Annotated in this window: 11 protein-coding genes; 8 read left to right on the top strand and 3 right to left on the bottom strand. The window is 44.8% G+C overall.

Translation table 11 applies throughout. The features are described 5' to 3' along the window. The first annotated feature begins 8 nt into the window (after positions 1-8). The 3 genes from EL341_RS11015 (at position 9) to cirA (ending at position 4,306) form a co-directional block, all read left to right on the top strand. Positions 9-1,091, top strand: a complete 1,083-nt coding sequence (locus tag EL341_RS11015; protein WP_047781408.1) for a FecCD family ABC transporter permease — start codon at positions 9-11, stop codon at positions 1,089-1,091. Then, positions 1,088-1,876 carry an ABC transporter ATP-binding protein gene (locus EL341_RS11010; protein WP_047781407.1) on the top strand — a complete coding sequence of 263 codons (789 nt, stop codon included), beginning with the start codon at positions 1,088-1,090 and terminating at the stop codon, positions 1,874-1,876. The genes EL341_RS11015 and EL341_RS11010 overlap by 4 nt, the downstream gene beginning before the upstream one ends. A gap of 468 nt (positions 1,877-2,344) precedes the next feature. Next, positions 2,345-4,306, top strand: coding sequence for a catecholate siderophore receptor CirA (gene cirA, locus EL341_RS11005; protein ID WP_074822791.1), 1,962 nt, complete (start codon positions 2,345-2,347; stop codon positions 4,304-4,306). A 69-nt stretch (positions 4,307-4,375) separates the two neighbouring features. On the opposite strand, the gene metG is transcribed toward cirA, so the two are convergent. Next, complete coding sequence (metG, locus tag EL341_RS11000; protein WP_074822794.1) at positions 4,376-6,418, bottom strand: methionine--tRNA ligase; 2,043 nt, start codon at positions 6,416-6,418, stop codon at positions 4,376-4,378. A 277-nt stretch (positions 6,419-6,695) separates the two neighbouring features. On the opposite strand from metG, the gene apbC reads away from it, so the two are divergent. The 3 genes from apbC (at position 6,696) to asmA (ending at position 10,612) form a co-directional block, all read left to right on the top strand. Then, the gene (apbC, locus tag EL341_RS10995) at positions 6,696-7,811 is read left to right on the top strand and encodes an iron-sulfur cluster carrier protein ApbC (RefSeq protein WP_047781404.1); all 1,116 of its coding nucleotides are present in this window, start codon (positions 6,696-6,698) and stop codon (positions 7,809-7,811) included. Positions 7,812-8,115: 304 nt separating this feature from the next. Then, the gene (gene dcd, locus EL341_RS10990; RefSeq protein ID WP_047781403.1) at positions 8,116-8,697 is read left to right on the top strand and encodes a dCTP deaminase; all 582 of its coding nucleotides are present in this window, start codon (positions 8,116-8,118) and stop codon (positions 8,695-8,697) included. 55 nt (positions 8,698-8,752) lie between these two features. Next, a complete protein-coding gene (gene asmA, locus EL341_RS10985) occupies positions 8,753-10,612 on the top strand; it encodes an outer membrane assembly protein AsmA (protein ID WP_074822797.1) in 1,860 nt (619 codons plus the stop codon). A 62-nt stretch (positions 10,613-10,674) separates the two neighbouring features. Here asmA and EL341_RS10980 read toward each other — a convergent pair whose 3' ends face one another. After that, positions 10,675-12,252, bottom strand: coding sequence for a TerC family protein (locus EL341_RS10980; RefSeq protein WP_047781401.1), 1,578 nt, complete (start codon positions 12,250-12,252; stop codon positions 10,675-10,677). Positions 12,253-12,644: 392 nt separating this feature from the next. Here EL341_RS10980 and gndA point away from each other — a divergent pair, with 392 nt between their 5' ends. Beyond that, on the top strand, positions 12,645-14,051 hold the full coding sequence (gene gndA / locus EL341_RS10975) for an NADP-dependent phosphogluconate dehydrogenase (RefSeq protein ID WP_047781400.1): 1,407 nt from the start codon (positions 12,645-12,647) through the stop codon (positions 14,049-14,051). A gap of 163 nt (positions 14,052-14,214) precedes the next feature. Beyond that, the gene (tmaR, locus tag EL341_RS10970; protein WP_047781399.1) at positions 14,215-14,529 is read left to right on the top strand and encodes a PTS system regulator TmaR; all 315 of its coding nucleotides are present in this window, start codon (positions 14,215-14,217) and stop codon (positions 14,527-14,529) included. A gap of 164 nt (positions 14,530-14,693) precedes the next feature. Here the strand turns inward: tmaR and ptsG are convergent, their stop codons facing one another. Beyond that, entirely contained in the window at positions 14,694-16,154 is a 1,461-nt protein-coding gene (gene ptsG / locus EL341_RS10965) for a PTS glucose transporter subunit IIBC (RefSeq protein WP_047781398.1), read from the bottom strand. Between the last annotated feature and the right edge of the window lie 942 nt (positions 16,155-17,096).

The following is a 17,096-nucleotide window of genomic DNA, read 5'->3' as shown; positions in this document are numbered from 1 at the left end:
GTCATTGAATGAGCATAAGTACAGATCCAATAGCTGAAGCCAAAGCCCAGGCAGAAACGGGTGTAATGGGGCGTTATCGTCATATTTTACGGAAACGCTTAATGATCCTGGCCGTGGTGTTATTAGCCATTATTGGATCCCTTGTGCTTGATTTTATCCTGGGGCCTTCGGGCCTCACGATAGCGGAATTATGGCAAACGTTATGGCATCCGGAGAGTGTGGATGCCGGTACGCAAGTTATCGTATGGGATATTCGGCTGCCGTATGCCTTAATGGCGATTGTGGTTGGGATGGCGCTGGGACTCGCTGGTGCGGAAATGCAGACCATTCTGAATAACCCTTTAGCCAGTCCATTTACGTTGGGTGTTTCTTCGGCTGCGGCATTTGGTGCGGCATTAGCCATCGTATTGGGCATTGGTATTCCTGGTATCGATCCGCAATGGTTTATCTCGGCCAATGCGTTTATTTTTGCGCTATTGGCGGCGTTTATGCTGGATGCGGTTACCCGTTGGACTCGTGTTGCGACCTCCGGCGTGGTGTTGTTTGGCATCGCGCTGGTATTTAGTTTTAACGCATTAGTTTCCATGATGCAGTTCATTGCTTCAGAAGATACCTTACAAGGTTTGGTGTTCTGGACCATGGGCAGTCTGGCAAGAGCGACGTGGATTAAACTGGCTATTCTGCTGGTGGTGTTTCTGGTGTTATTCCCATGGTCGATGTGGAATGCCTGGAAACTAACTGCCCTCAGATTAGGGGAAGATCGGGCCATCAGCTTTGGTATTGATGTCCGTCGCTTACGATTAACGACCTTGTTACGTATTAGTATTCTGTCGGCGCTGGCGGTGGCTTTTGTGGGGCCAATCGGCTTTATTGGTTTGGTTGCTCCACACATTGCTCGCCTGATTTTTGGCGAAGATCACCGTTTCTATCTTCCTGCCAGTGCTCTGATTGGGGCGCTGGTATTATCTATGGCGTCCGTTGCTTCCAAAAATCTGATTCCGGGCGTGATTATTCCTGTTGGTATTGTAACTTCATTGGTTGGCGTTCCGTTCTTTCTGAGCATCATTCTGCGCCATAGAGGGCAAGTATGATGAGCGGTTTACAGGCAAAACATTTCAATGCGGGTTATCCGAAAAAGAAAATCATTACCGATTTGTCGATCCCTAATTTGTCCAGAGGGGAAATTACTGTATTGCTTGGTCCTAACGGTAGTGGAAAATCAACGCTGTTACGAGCGTTGGCCGGATTGAATCATGCAACCGGTGAGCTTTTGTTAGATGGTCAAGATCTGATGCAGCAGCCTTTTGCTCAACGGGCAAAAAGTGTGGTCTATTTGCCGCAGTCATTACCTGCGGGCGTACATTTACACGTATTGGAGTCGATTGTCGTTGCACAACGGGCATCGGGTGATGGGCACTCTGAAAAGGGTGAAGCGGAAGTCATGGCTTTACTTGAGCAGTTAGGCATCTCTCATTTGGCATTAAACTATCTCGATCAGCTTTCCGGCGGTCAAAAACAGCTAGTCGGCCTGGCTCAATCTCTGATTCGTCAGCCTTCGCTGTTATTATTGGATGAGCCGCTCAGTGCATTGGATCTCAACTATCAATTCCATGTGATGGATTTGGTACGTAAAGAAACGCAAAAGCGCAACATCATCACGGTGGTAGTGGTCCATGACATTAATATTGCGCTGCGCCATGCAGATCATGTTTTGATGTTGCAAAATGGGCAACTTATCGCTGATGGTAAACCTGACAAGGTGATTACGCCAGATAGTTTAGCAAAAGTGTATGGTGTATGCGGTCGTATAGAGTGTTGCTCACAAGGACGGCCCCAAGTATTGATTGATGGTTTGGTTGAGCAATCGGTCAATTAAAACCCGTTAGATTCAACAGAAAGTTAGATTTCTATCGCAAAAAATCACTAACAATATATTAAATAAGTATGATATTTATTATCATTCTTAATAATTAATTTTAGCCGAGGGAATGATTCAATTAAGTCTAATAAAATTTATAGATTTCGTTCCTTGTTTACCGGGCTGATAACGATAACTATCCGTTACTCCTCTTAGGACTGATACCTTAACTTGACGCTCGGCCATTTACAGTAACATGACGAGCTTAAATAATGAGCCAGACTATTTTGCTGGCCGCCCTCCTGCATTTCTTAAAAATAACCATATAAATCAATATATAATCTTGTTATTTTAACTGTTGATAATGATAACCATTTCTATTAATGTATGGGCTCATTTTGCGTATTAGGTTAAGTGAGCATTTAACTAATTACATAAAATAATAATTATTATAATGATATCAATATATTGAGGATGAGGATTCAGATGGCAAGGTTAAGATTTAACCCAATTACCCGGGCAGGAATATTTGCCCCACTTTTATTGACCAGTGCATCACTTGTTGCCGCTACCGATGACACGATGGTAGTCACCGCATCGTCAGTTGCTCAAAACGTAAAGGATGCACCAGCCAGTATCAGCGTGATTACGGCGGAAGAACTACAAAAGAAACCGGTTCAAAATTTGAAGGATATTTTGCAGGAAGTTCCGGGTATTCAATTGACGAATGAAGGGGATAACCGTAAAGGCGTCAGCATTCGGGGGCTGGATAGCAGCTATACGCTGATTTTGGTTGATGGTAAACGCGTAAACTCCCGTAATGCGGTGTTTCGTCATAATGACTATGACCTAAGTTGGGTTCCGGTCAATGCGATTGAGCGTATTGAAGTGGTTCGCGGGCCAATGTCATCGTTATACGGCTCTGATGCACTAGGTGGTGTAGTGAATATTATCACCAAAAAAGTGAAGAAGACTTGGACTGGAACCGTGAGCGTAGATGGTACCATTCAGGAGAACCGTGATAAAGGGGATAGCTATAACACCAGTATTTATACCAGCGGTCCATTGATTGATGACCTGTTGTCGGTAAAAACCTATGGTAATTTCGCTTATCGAGATAAAGACGCGCCAAATAAATCCGCAACGGCGGCTGATGGTATTACCGGCGGTATCGAAGGATATAAGAGCCGTGATGGTAACGTCGAATTTTCTGTTACTCCGAATCAGGATCATGAGTTTTTGGTCAATTATGGTTTTGACCGGCAGGATCGTGAGTCAGACTCATTAGACAGCACTCGTCTTGAGCGCCAGAACTATGGCCTTTCTCATAATGGTAATTGGGGTTTTGCTAATTCAGAGCTCCGTTTCTATGGTGAAAAAATTGATAACTACAGCACGGCCAAATTAACGTCTGAAAGTAACTCTGCCGATGGTAAATTTGTTCTGCCTATTGACGCAATTAATCAGACGCTGACCTTTGGTGGTGAGTTGAGAAAGGATGAACTGAAAGATACGGTGAACCTAAAAGGCAGTGGCTCGACCTCAGCCAAACAGCATGCGCTGTTTATTGAAGATGAATGGCGTATTCTGGAAAGCTTGGCATTAACTGCCGGTACGCGGGTTGACGATCACGAGAACTATGGTAATCACTGGAGCCCGAGGGCTTATTTGGTTTATTCCGCAACGGATACGGTAACGGTGAAAGGCGGATGGGCGAAAGCATTTAAAGCACCATCGCTCTTACAGCTTAGCCCAGACTGGCAATCAAATTCGTGTCGTGGTGCCTGTACTATTGTTGGTAGCCAGGATTTGAAGCCGGAAACCAGTGAGAACTACGAGCTCGGCCTTTATTATGCCGGAGATGAAGGGATTCTGGATGGCGTCAGCGGTAGCGTTACCGTATTCGAAAACAACCTCGATAATATGATCAGTATTAATCGGACGCAAAATAAAGCGGATGCACCGGGCTACCCGAACTTTGTTGGTTTTGATCCCACTACCGGAAAGCCAGTGTTTGCTTATTATAACGTGAATAAAGCCAGAGTCCGCGGTGTTGAAACCGAGTTAGCGGTACCGATTAACGATGCCTGGAAAGCGAAGTTAAACTATACCTATAACGATGCGCGTGATTTAAGTAATGGTGGTAATAAGCCGTTGAAAGAGCGCCCATTCCATACGGCAAATGGAACGTTGGACTGGAAACCGGTAGACGACTGGTCTTTCTATTTAGCGGCTAACTATACCGGCAAACAACGGGCAACGACCTCAGCCAGCAAGACGCCGGGAGGTTATGTGGTTTGGAATACCGGTGGAGCCTATCAGGCGACTAAAAATCTTAAATTACGTGCTGGGGTTCTTAACCTGATTGATAAAGATCTGGATAGGGATGTGTACAGCTATAACGAAGAAGGGCGTCGTTACTTCGTTGCTGCGGACTATTCATTCTGATAGATGTCCTGAGGTAAACAAAAAGGCTATGGAGTTACCATAGCCTTTTTACGTTTATTTCGATGGGAATTATTTAACTGACATTCCCGGCTGAGCGCCGCTGTCTGGGGTTAGCAGGAAGATATCGCTGCCGCCAGGACCTGCTGCCATGACCATGCCTTCTGATACACCAAAGCGCATTTTTCTTGGTGCCAGATTAGCCACCATTACCGTCAGGCGACCTTCAAGGGCTTTCGGATCGGGGTAGGCAGACTTAATACCGGAGAACACCTGTCTGATTTCACCACCGAGGTCCAAGGTCAGCTTTAACAGCTTATCGGAACCTTCGACGTTTTCAGCTTGCTTGATTAACGCTACGCGTAAATCTACTTTAGCGAAATCATCAAAGGTAATGGTCTCGGAAATAGGTTCTTCCGCCAGCGGGCCACTGACTGCCGCTTTAGGGGCTGCATGGGTTGCCAACAGATCTGCTTTGGACGCTTCCACCATGGCATCAACCTTATCGCGGTCAATACGATTAAACAGCGCTTTAAAGCCATTTACTTTGTGGTCTAACAGCGGATGTTCAATATTTTTCCAGTGCAGTTCCTGATTCAGGAAGGCTTCAGCTCGTTCTGACAGCGCTGGCAGTACCGGCTTCAGGAAGGTCATTAATACGCGGAACATATTGATGCCCATCGAACAAATTAGCTGTAGGTCTTCATCACGACCTTCTTCTTTCGCGACCACCCACGGAGCCTGTTCATCAACATAGCGGTTGGCAATATCGGCCAGCGCCATAATTTCACGAATGGCTTTATTAAACTCACGCTGCTCGTAGTATTCAGCGATTTGTTTCGCTGCTTGGGTAAAGGTTTTATACAGTTCGCTATCCGCTAATTTAGCCGATAGTTGGCCACCAAAGCGTTTATTGATAAAGCCGGCGTTGCGTGAAGCCAGATTGACCACTTTGTTGACGATGTCGGCATTAACGCGCTGTACGAAATCTTCCAGATTCAGGTCGATATCATCAATGCGTGAAGAGAGTTTAGCGGCATAGTAGTAACGCAGACAGTCCGGATCCAAATGTTTCAGATAGGTGCTGGCCTGAATAAAGGTGCCGCGAGATTTCGACATTTTCGCGCCATTCACTGTCACATAACCGTGAACAAACAGGTTAGTGGGTTTACGGAATTGGCTACCTTCCAACATGGCCGGCCAAAACAGGCTATGGAAGTAGACAATATCTTTACCAATAAAGTGATACAGCTCCGCGTCAGAACCTTCGCGCCAGTACTCGTCAAAACTTAAGTCATCGCGCTTATTACACAGGTTTTTAAATGACCCCATATAACCAATTGGTGCATCTAGCCAGACATAGAAATATTTGCCCGGCGCATCCGGAATTTCAAAGCCGAAGTAAGGGGCATCGCGGGTGATATCCCACTGTTGCAGACCGGAATCAAACCACTCCTGCATTTTATTAGCCACTTGCTCCTGCAAGGCTCCGGAGCGGGTCCAGGCCTGTAGCATGTCTTGAAACGCTGGCAGGTCAAAGAAGAAGTGTTCTGTTTCACGCATCACCGGCGTGGCACCGGAGACCACCGAACGCGGATTAATCAGCTCGGTAGGGCTATAGGTTGCGCCACAGACTTCACAGTTATCACCATATTGGTCCGGTGCTTTACACTTCGGACAGGTGCCTTTAACAAAGCGGTCTGGCAGAAACATCGATTTTTCAGGATCGAATAGCTGAGAAATGGTCCGGTTTTTAATAAAGCCATTGGCTTTTAAACGACCATAGATAAGTTCGGATAACTCACGGTTTTCTTCGCTGTGCGTAGAGTGGTAGTTATCATAACTGATAGCAAAGCCGGCGAAGTCTTGCTGGTGTTCACGGCTCATTTCATCAATCATACTCTCCGGCGTCACGCCAAGCTGTTGAGCTTTAAGCATGATTGGCGTGCCATGGGCATCGTCAGCACAGATAAAGTTAACCTGATGTCCGCGCATTCGTTGATAGCGAACCCAAATATCTGCTTGAATATGCTCGAGAATATGACCGAGATGAATTGAACCGTTTGCGTATGGGAGCGCGCAGGTCACCAGTATTTTTTTCGCGACTTGAGCCATAGTGTGAGTCTTATCTTTTGAATGTGTAATCAATGGGAACTGATGATGTTAACTGATTGAACCTAACTCGGCTAGGGCGTATTCGGTTCTGACCGTGATAAATTTATAATCGGTCGGGGGCTGGAGGGATTTTAACGATGCAGGAGGCACGATAAAGTTTGTTCTGGTGTGCAGTTGCTTACGCGTTTTTATTCAGCTTCTGTTATGCTAATGGCAATATGTGTCGTCATTCATAATAGTTGTAGTTAACATCACTGATAATAAAAAAGGAGTAGGGATGAATCAACAATCCCAGGGCCCATTAACGCCAGAAGCGTTAAATCATCAGGTAACAGAACTGCTTGCCACCTTTGCCCATCCAACGCTGAAGAAAAATCTAATTCAATTAAAAGCGCTTCATCACTGTGCACTGCTTGATAATGTACTGCATATCGAATTACACATGCCGTTTGCCTGGCAGAGTGGCTTTGCGGCACTAAAAGCTGAAAAAACCGCTGAGATCATCAAGCTCACCGGTGCAGCTTCAATTGAATGGCGTTTACAGCACAATATTTCCACGTTAAAACGGGCGAACGATCAGGCCGGCGTTAAAGGCGTAAAAAATATTATTGCCGTTAGTTCCGGTAAAGGCGGCGTCGGTAAATCCAGTACGGCAGTGAATTTAGCGTTAGCCTTAGCGGCTGAAGGTGCCAAAGTGGGTATTCTTGATGCGGATATTTATGGCCCATCTATTCCAACCATGTTGGGGACGGTAAGTGAACGACCAACCTCGCCGGATGGCGAGCATATGGCGCCGATTATGGCTCATGGTTTGGCGACTAACTCGATTGGTTATTTAGTGGAAGACGGCAACGCGATGGTATGGCGTGGTCCGATGGCCAGTAAGGCGTTACTGCAACTATTACAAGATACATTATGGCCCGATCTGGATTATTTAGTGATTGATATGCCGCCGGGAACCGGGGATATACAACTAACGTTATCACAGAATATTCCAGTTACCGGCGCTGTTATCGTGACCACCCCTCAGGACGTTGCATTAGTCGACGCGATGAAAGGTCTGGTGATGTTTGAGAAGGTTCATGTGCCAGTGCTGGGCATTATTGAGAATATGAGCATTCATATTTGTAGCAACTGTGGTCATCAGGAAGCGATATTTGGTACCGGCGGTGCTGAAAAGCTGATTGCTAAACACGGTAGCCAACTGCTGGGGCAACTTCCGTTACATATCAGTATTCGTGAAGATTTGGATCGTGGTGAACCAACGGTTGTTTCTAATCCGGCAAGTGAGTATAGCCAGCTTTATCGTCAGCTTGCGGCAAACGTGGCTGCTGAGCTTTACTGGCAAGGTCAGGCGATTCCGTCAGAAATTAATATCAGAACTATGCTTTAACGGTGATCTATCGTTAAACGCTTTATATAAGATACGCCAGCCCGTCACGGAGTCTGGCGTAGTTCTTTACCCTCACCATCATCAGGTCGATATTTTTCGTTTATCTGTTATGACAGATAAGCAGGATAGTTTTTTCTCGCTTAATCCGTGGGTGACGGAAAAATCTCGCTATTATTAAAAGGATACTCTTACCAACTGGTGATAATATAATAGGTATTCGTTAGCGCGTAAAAGTTTGAACCGTGCCAACAATCAGTATTGAATCCATCAGTTATTAGAGAATAAAAACAGGAGAATGACCGGAATGAGATTATGCGATCGGGATATTGAAGCTTACCTCGACAGCGGCAAGCTGGAAATTACCCCAAGACCACCTGTTGAACGCATTAATGGTGCAACTGTTGATGTACGTTTAGGCAATCAATTTCGTGTGTTTCTCGGTCATACGGCAGCTTATATCGATCTGAGTGGGCCAAAAGAAGAAGTCTCAGCAGCGCTTGAACGGGTGATGAGTGATGAGATTAATTTATCTGCAGACCAAGCCTTCTTTTTACATCCAGGAGAGCTGGCATTGGCGGTAACGCTGGAGTCGGTTTCTATTCCTGACGATCTGGTGGGTTGGTTGGATGGTCGTTCTTCGCTGGCGCGGTTAGGATTGATGGTTCATGTGACCGCCCATCGAATTGATCCTGGTTGGCAGGGCAATATTGTGTTGGAGTTCTATAACTCAGGTAAGCTACCGTTGGCTTTGCGCCCGGGCATGGTTATTGGTGCATTGAGTTTTGAGCCCTTGAGTGGCCCGGCGGCTCGACCTTATCATCGCCGAGAAGATGCTAAGTATAAAGACCAGCAAGGCGCGGTTGCCAGCCGTATTGATAAAGATTAAACCAATTTTTTTAATGGATTAAGTTTATAATCGTTACCGTTGGGGACAATATACCATGAGACGACTTTTAACCGTATTGGCCATTATTCTGGCGGTACTCCTCGCCGGAATGGCCGCCCTTATTCTGTTGGTCAATCCCAATGAGTTTCGTGGCTATATGGTTAAGAAAGTTGAGGATAAAACCGGCTACCAGCTCAAAATCGATGGCGATTTACGCTGGCATGTTTGGCCTCAGCTCAGTATTTTAGCCGGTCAAATGACGTTGACGGCGCCAGGTGCAACCAAGCCACTGGTCAGTTCAGATAATATGCGTTTGGACGTTGAGCTTTTTCCGCTGCTTTCCCATCAATTAGTGGTCAAGAATGTGGTATTGAAGGGCGGGGTTATTCAACTGTTGCCTGAAAGCCAAATGCAGACAGAGCAAAATGCACCCATCGCTCCGGGCAATAGCCATGAAAGTAAGCCTACTGTTTCAGCATCGGCATCCGGCTGGTCGTTGGAACTGGATAAAATAATTGTTACTGATAGCCTGTTAGTTTGGCAGCGCAGTGAAAATGATATTATCAATGTCAGGGATATTAATCTGACATTATCGCGCACCGAAGCGCGGCAGGCGGATATCTCGGCACAGGCACGTATTAACCGTGACCAGCGAGAATTAAGTTTTTCTTTAGACGGTGCGGTCGACTTACGCCACTTTCCGCAAACGTTAGGGCTTGATATTAGCAATATTGATTATCAGCTTGAGGGGGCGGATATCCCAAGTGAGGGATTTAAAGGAACGAGTGCATTTAGTTTGGTGTATCAAAGTGCACCTCAAAGCATCAAAATTTCACCGATGAATTTAACTTTTAATGATAATCAGCTAACGCTGGATATTTCAGCTTCACTCGGTGATGTTCCTCAATACGATTTGGCAATCAAGTCTGACAGTCTTAATTTGGATCAAATTTTTCCTGTGGTATCAACCGATGCATCAACGTCAGGTAATGAGAGCAAGGAAACACCAGCACCAGTTATCTCTTCAGCTAATGGATTATCGGAGCAACCCGATCTCTCTTTCCTGAAGGATTTTAACGCCAAGCTGTCAGTTGAGGTTAGTCAGCTGGCGTTTCGCAATCTATCCGTTGGTAATCTGGTGTTGAAGGCGAATAATCAGCAGGGTACCGCGATCATTGAAACCCTAAAAGGCAATGTGGTTGGCGGTTCAGTTAGCGTGACGGGAACGGTAGATACCACGGCAGCGACGCCAAAAATCACGCTTAAACCGATAGTGCAGAATGTTGCCATGGGCGATATTTTAAAAGCGTTAAATTATCCCGAAACGTTAACCGGGCAATTGAGCCTGCAAGGTACCTTTCACAACATTGGGAATGATATCAGCCGGTTTGATAAGGACTGGCAGGGGAATGCCCATATCGCAATTGATGGCGCTCGCTTACACGGTTTAAATATACAACAGCTTATTCAACAGGCCGTGTCCCGCAGTAATAAAGATGTAAAAGGGGCAGAGCGCTATGAGCGTTATACAGAAGTACAACGTCTGGTAGTTGATACGGTATTGAATCAAGGACAGGTTAGAATCACTCGGTTAAATGGTGCTTCTGAGATGCTGGCGGTTGCGGGTACTGGCGTATTGAATTTGCCTGGAAAGTCCTGTGATATGAATTTGAAAATTCGCGTAACCCAAGGATGGAGCGGTAAGTCAGATATTGTGACCGCTCTGCAAAATAGTACGATTCCCCTGCGGATTTATGGCCCCTGGAGTAAGTTAAGTTATCAGCTTAACGTTGAGCAATTACTACGTGACCAGATAAAAGGGCAGGTTGGGAAAGCGATCGATAAGTGGATCGATAAGAATAAAGATAAGAAAGAAACCCAAGAGGTTAAGAAGCTGTTGGATAAAATATTCTGATGCTTCTGAGGGATAAAATAAAAAAGGCGCTATTTGCGCCTTTTTTATTGTCTATTTTTCAACTATTCCTCGTCAGGTTCCGGTTCTCGCAAGCAAGTTATTCGTACCTTAAGAAGGCGGTGGCTGCTGACTTCCAGTGGTTCGTATAACCAGTCACCGATTTTAATTTGTTCACCCACGTCAGGAATTCGCTGAGTATGCTCCATAAGAAGACCGGCGACCGTATGGTATTCGCGTTTCTCTTCGATATCGATTGGAACATAAATAGCCAGATCGTCTAGCGGCATATAACCGTTCACAATCCAACTCCCATCGGCTTCATGATGAATATCGTGGCGTGCATCAATGTCTTCACCATCAACTGGTAGGTTACCGGCGATAGTTTCCATGACGTCAGTTAGGGTAACGATACCTTCAACAGAACCAAATTCATCAACGACAAAGGCAAAGTGAGTTTTCGCCTGACGGAACTGTTCCAGCGCCATTAGCAACGAAACCGTTTCTGGGAAAATGACCGGTTGCTTGAGCAATGAGCGAATATCCAGCTCAGACTGCTCCAATTGCTGTTTCAGCAGGTCGTTAACATTAATCACCCCGAGCGGTTCATCAACCGATCCATCTTCCGTCACAACCAAACGCGTATGCTGATTTTTATGCAGAATTTGACGAATCTCTTCATCGGATTCGCTTAAATCAATGTTTTCAATATCATGACGAGAAGTCATGATACTGCCAACCGAGCGCTGAGCCAGTCCCAACACTCGCTCAATCATATGGCGTTCCTGTTGGTTAAAGACTTCATCGCTTGGCTTATCAGCGATCAGATTAGCACTATAGTTATCCAGCTCGGCTTCTTCATGTTTACCACTGAGCATACGGAGAACCGCCTCAGCGGTACGTTGGCGTAGCGGGCGGCTGGATGACAAATATTTACGACGGTTAGCTATCGATAGCTGGTTGAACACTTCAATCAGAATGGAGAAACCAATAGCCGCGTAGAGGTAGCCTTTCGGAATATGGAAGCCAAAACCATCAGCGACCAGGCTAAAGCCAATCATCAACAGAAAACTTAGGCACAGAATAACAATGGTCGGGTGCGCATTGACAAAACGGGTTAGCGGCTTGCTGGCCATTAACATCAGGCTCATAGCAATACACACGGCGATCATCATTACCGCCAAGTGATCGACCATACCTACCGCAGTAATGACGGAGTCTAGGGAGAAAACAGCATCCAACACCACAATTTGGGCAACAACGGCCCAGAATTTAGCCCCTTTTTGCTGGGATGAGTCCTGGTGATCCTTACCTTCTAATTGTTCATTTAGCTCCATGGTGGCTTTGAACAACAGGAATAGACCACCAACCAGCATGATCAAATCACGGCCGCTAAAAGGCTGTTCAAAAATGATGAATAAAGGCGCGGTTAACGTGGCAAGCCAGGAAATACTGGCTAACAGCCCTAAACGCATAACTAAAGCGAGGGCTAAACCAACGACGCGTGCGCGGTCACGTTGCTTTTTAGGGAGCTTATCCGCCAGAATAGCGATGAAGACAAGGTTATCAATACCCAGAACGATTTCGAGCACAACCAGGGTTGCGAGGCCGGCCCAAATTGTTGGATCAGCGATCCATTCCATAAGTCAGGTGGTTACCTTCAGATTGACAGCACATGCTGCGGCAATGATTGTAGGGGGTAAATGTGATGACGACAATAATTTATCTCATGGTTAATGCTTGCTGAAGCGCAATGGTCGGTTGGTTGCTGATAATTTGACCTTTTTTATTCGCCTGTAGCGCTGTTCGGAAAATTTATCCATTAATCAATATCAATTTAATCGATTGATTCTGCGTGACCCGATAGTTTTTTCTGATTGATGAGCTAGTCAACATCATGGTTAGCAATTACTGCGATAGCGATTTCTATCGTACCAATTGTCACTTTCGTGAGTTATGATATTTGTTATAAATAAGTTGTTCACTTGTCGTCCGATTTTAACCGGTGAATATGTCCTGTCAGCTAGGAGTCTTTATGTCTAAACAGCAAATTGGTGTCGTTGGAATGGCGGTAATGGGCCGCAATTTAGCGTTAAATATTGAAAGCCGTGGCTATTCTGTTTCTATTTTTAACCGCTCCAGCGATAAAACTGATGAAGTTATTGCTGAGAATCCAGGAAAAAAACTGGTTCCCTGTTATACCGTTGAAGAGTTTGTTCATTCGTTAGAAAAACCGCGTCGTATTTTGTTAATGGTAAAAGCAGGTGAGGCAACGGATAAAACCATTGACTCTTTGAAACCTTATTTGGACAAAGGTGACATCTTAATCGATGGCGGTAATACCTATTACCAAGACACTATTCGTCGTAATAAAGAGCTGTCAGCCGAAGGATTTAACTTTATTGGTACTGGCGTATCCGGTGGTGAAGAGGGCGCACTAAAAGGGCCTTCAATCATGCCGGGCGGACAAAAAGAAGCTTATCAGTTAGTGGCCCCGATTCTGGAGAAAATTGCAGCCAGAGCAAACGGTGAACCGTGTATTACTTATATCGGTTCCGACGGTGCAGGTCACTACGTGAAGATGGTACACAACGGTATTGAATATGGCGATATGCAACTGATTGCTGAAGCATACTCACTATTGAAACAGGCTGTTGGCCTGAGTAATAGCGAATTGGCTGAAACCTTTACTGAATGGAACAAAGGTGAGCTGGATAGCTACCTGATTGAAATTACCGCCGATATTTTCCGTAAGAAAGATGAAGACGGCAATTATTTAGTGGATGTTATTCTGGATGAAGCCGCTCAGAAAGGTACCGGTAAATGGACCAGCCAAAGCGCGCTGGATCTCGGAGTACCTTTATCGCTGATTACTGAGTCTGTGTTTGCCCGCTTCCTGTCAGCATTGAAAACCGAGCGTGTGGCTGCTTCAAAAGTTCTGACCGGACCTAAAGCTCAGGCATTTGCTGGTGATAAAGCCGAGTTCATCGAGAAAGTTCGTCGTGCCTTGTATTTAGGTAAGATCGTTTCATACGCGCAAGGTTTTGCTCAATTGAAATCGGCTTCAGACGAGTATAACTGGAACTTACAATACGGTGAGATAGCGAAAATCTTCCGCGCTGGTTGTATTATTCGCGCCCAGTTCCTGCAAAAAATTACCGATGCTTATGCTGAAAATGGTGATATTGCTAACCTGTTATTGGCTAGCTACTTTAAGAAAACCGCTGATGAATATCAGCAGGCGCTGCGTGATGTTGTTGCCTATGCGGTACAACACGGTATTCCAACGCCAACCCTTTCAGCGGCGATTGCTTATTACGACAGCTATCGTGCAGAAGTATTACCAGCTAACCTGATTCAGGCTCAGCGTGATTACTTCGGGGCTCATACCTATAAGCGTATCGATAAAGATGGCGTATTCCATACCGAGTGGATGGAATAAGTTAATTTTGATGAAATTAAAAATCCGGCATAGTCCGGATTTTTTATCTATAGTCGATAGAGCAGAAAGATATCATTTCAGTAGCAGTTCAGGTCTGACTTACGTAGTATCGTCGTTAACGTTGTGATGATGAACTGTTTATTTATTAAGTAAGGGTATTATGATGGAAAACGCGAAACCTTCATTTCAAAATGTGCTGGAGTATGTACGCTTGTCCCGCCGTAAAAATAAACTAAAACGTGAAATTGTGGATAACGAAAAGAAAATCCGTGATAACCAAAAGCGCGTATTACTGCTTGAGAACCTGAGCGAATACATCAAGCCGGGTATGAGCATTGAGGATATTCAGGCGATTATCGCCAACATGAAAGGCGACTATGAAGAGCGCGTTGATGAATACATCATCAAAAATGCTGAACTCTCCAAAGAGCGTCGCGATATCTCTCAGAAAATGAAAACTAAGTCCGAAGTGAAATAAGTATTTATTTTTATTGCTAAGGCCTCGCTATGCGGGGCTTTTTTATGTCTGGGATTCTACTGACAGGTAAACAGAGCACTGAATATGAATAGAATATCCTTGATTCAAGAAATAAAAATGCCGTGTTAAACACGGCATTTTCGTACGTTTAACCAGAGAAACGGTTAATGGTTACGGATATATTCATCCATATCACTTTTCAGATTATCAGACTTGGTTCCGAAAATAGCTTGAATCCCCGAGCCCGCAACGACAACACCGGCGGCGCCCAGTTTTTTCAGTTTATCTTGATCGACCTGAGACACATCAGCGACACCAACGCGTAAACGGGTAATACAGGCATCCAGATTGGTAATATTGTTTTTACCGCCGAAAGCCGCAACCAGATCGGCGGCGATACCGTTACTGGTGCCAGTTATTGTTTCAGCGGAAGTATCATCTTCACGGCCAGGCGTCTTAAGCTTGAGTTTTACAATAGCAAAACGGAAGACAACGTAATAGAACAGGGCATATAGAGGGCCAAGAACAAAGAACATCCAGCCTTTGGTTGATAGATGGTAGAACAGTGTAAAGTCAATCGCACCGTGCGAGAAGGTCATACCATGTTTAACCCCCAACAGAATGGTTATCACATAGGCCAGACCAGCAAGTAGGGCGTGAATAGCATACAGAACCGGAGCCACAAACATAAAGGCGAATTCAATAGGTTCTGTGATACCGGTCAGGAATGAGGTTAGTGCAGCAGATACCATGATACCGCCGACCTTAGCACGGTTTTCTGGTTTCGCGGTGTGCCACATTGCGATGGCAGCCGCTGGCAGGCCCCACATTTTAAACAGATAACCACCGGCCATATTGCCTGCCGTTGGGTCGCCCTGAAGGTAACGTTGGATTTCACCGGTGATCCACCGACCATTCTCGGCGGTACAGGCTGCTTCATTAGCAATACCGGCCACGACTTTGTTATTAATTACGCAAGCCTGGCCTGCCTCATAGAAGAACGGCACGTTCCAGATATGGTGTAGGCCGAAAGGAATCAACGATCGTTCAACCACACCATAAATACCAAAAGCCATCGCCGGGTTCTGGTAAGCAGCCCACTGAGAGAACGCACTAATTGCATTTCCTACCGGAGGCCAAATAAATGACAGGATGATACCCAGCGCAATACAAACAAAGCCGGTAATAATTGGCACGAACCGTTTACCCGCAAAGAAGCCGAGATAATCCGGTAGCTGGATACGGTAGAAGCGATTAAATAAATAACCCGCTAAACCACCAACCAGAATCCCGCCCAGAACACCGGTGTCAATTTTGGCAACGCCAAGAGTTTCAGCCATAACTTTGAGGGTAGCGGCCATAATTCCGTATCCAACAATGGATGCCAGACCAGCAACACCATCATTATTGGTAAAGCCCAGAGCGACACCTACAGCAAATAAGAGGGGCATTTGATCGAAAATGGAGCCACCAGCCTGCTGCATGACTTTTGATACAATGGTGGGTAACCAACTAAAATCAGCGGCACCAACACCTAAAAGAATACCGGCGATAGGCAAAACTGATACGGGTAACATCAGTGCCTTGCCGACTTTTTGCAAATTTGCAAAGAGGTTTTTAAACATGGAAGTACTCCAGAATAATCTATGGTTTAAATTGGTGTGTTGTTAGTTGAGAACAAGTTTAAATTTAACGGGTAATTTCACTTAGCTTATTTATTTTATAGCGTAAAATAAATGTTGTTAACATAAGGTGACTATTGTCACAAATCTCTAAATTCGTATAAATATTCCGTATGCTTTGTTTTGATAAAATTTATATAAATCAATTGAATATATAGTTTATGGCTGTTGCGATATTCAGCTTTTAAACAAGTATAGTCGCTGTTTAATCATTCGCTTGCAGAATGCAAATGTATTCACATTGAGATGAGAATACTAAAGCCTGTATCTTGAAATTTATCTGTGACAGTAATTTAGAGTAGGGGGGTAAATGATTGTTTGGATGGCAAAAAATTTATGCTCTGAGATGTTATTTTTACTGTATTAAAAAACAGTATTGACAGGATTAAATAAAGGGTTAAATTGGTCTGTAACGCAGGCGCAATCAGTCTTCTGGATTGATTCAATAGCGTCGGCGCGTTAGTTAAAACGCGATAAGGGCCTTGTAGTTAACGGATGTTAATTTGAAATAAATCGCGATTGAGGTTTGTTATTAAGTTAGTACTGTTTGCATCGCGATAGAAGTCAGGTCATGTAGGTTAAAGTAACATCGCGTACTGGGAACGAAAGGGCGTGTAGCAGTTTCAGACTGGTGAGTTGGAAGCTTGTTACGCAGGTGGTGTACTGAGTTAGTCGAATATTGGAAACGAACTAACATCATTGGTTTAAATGTGTAGAAAAGTATAGTGTTTCGGTCAATAAATCGGAGGGATTTTTAACTATAAATGCTTAATTTTTCTCTTATGAAAAACTTGTACATCTAGTTGTGTTAGTGATAATTAATTGAAGTATTAATGTTTAATTTACAATATGTTTTATCCTAAAGCCCTGACAATCTCTTGTTGG

It is taken from the genome of Pragia fontium (genome assembly GCF_900638655.1).
GTDB classification, from domain to species: domain Bacteria; phylum Pseudomonadota; class Gammaproteobacteria; order Enterobacterales; family Enterobacteriaceae; genus Pragia; species Pragia fontium.
Note: the sequence above shows the minus strand (reverse complement) of the source record. Positions and strands in the feature narration are given on the sequence as shown.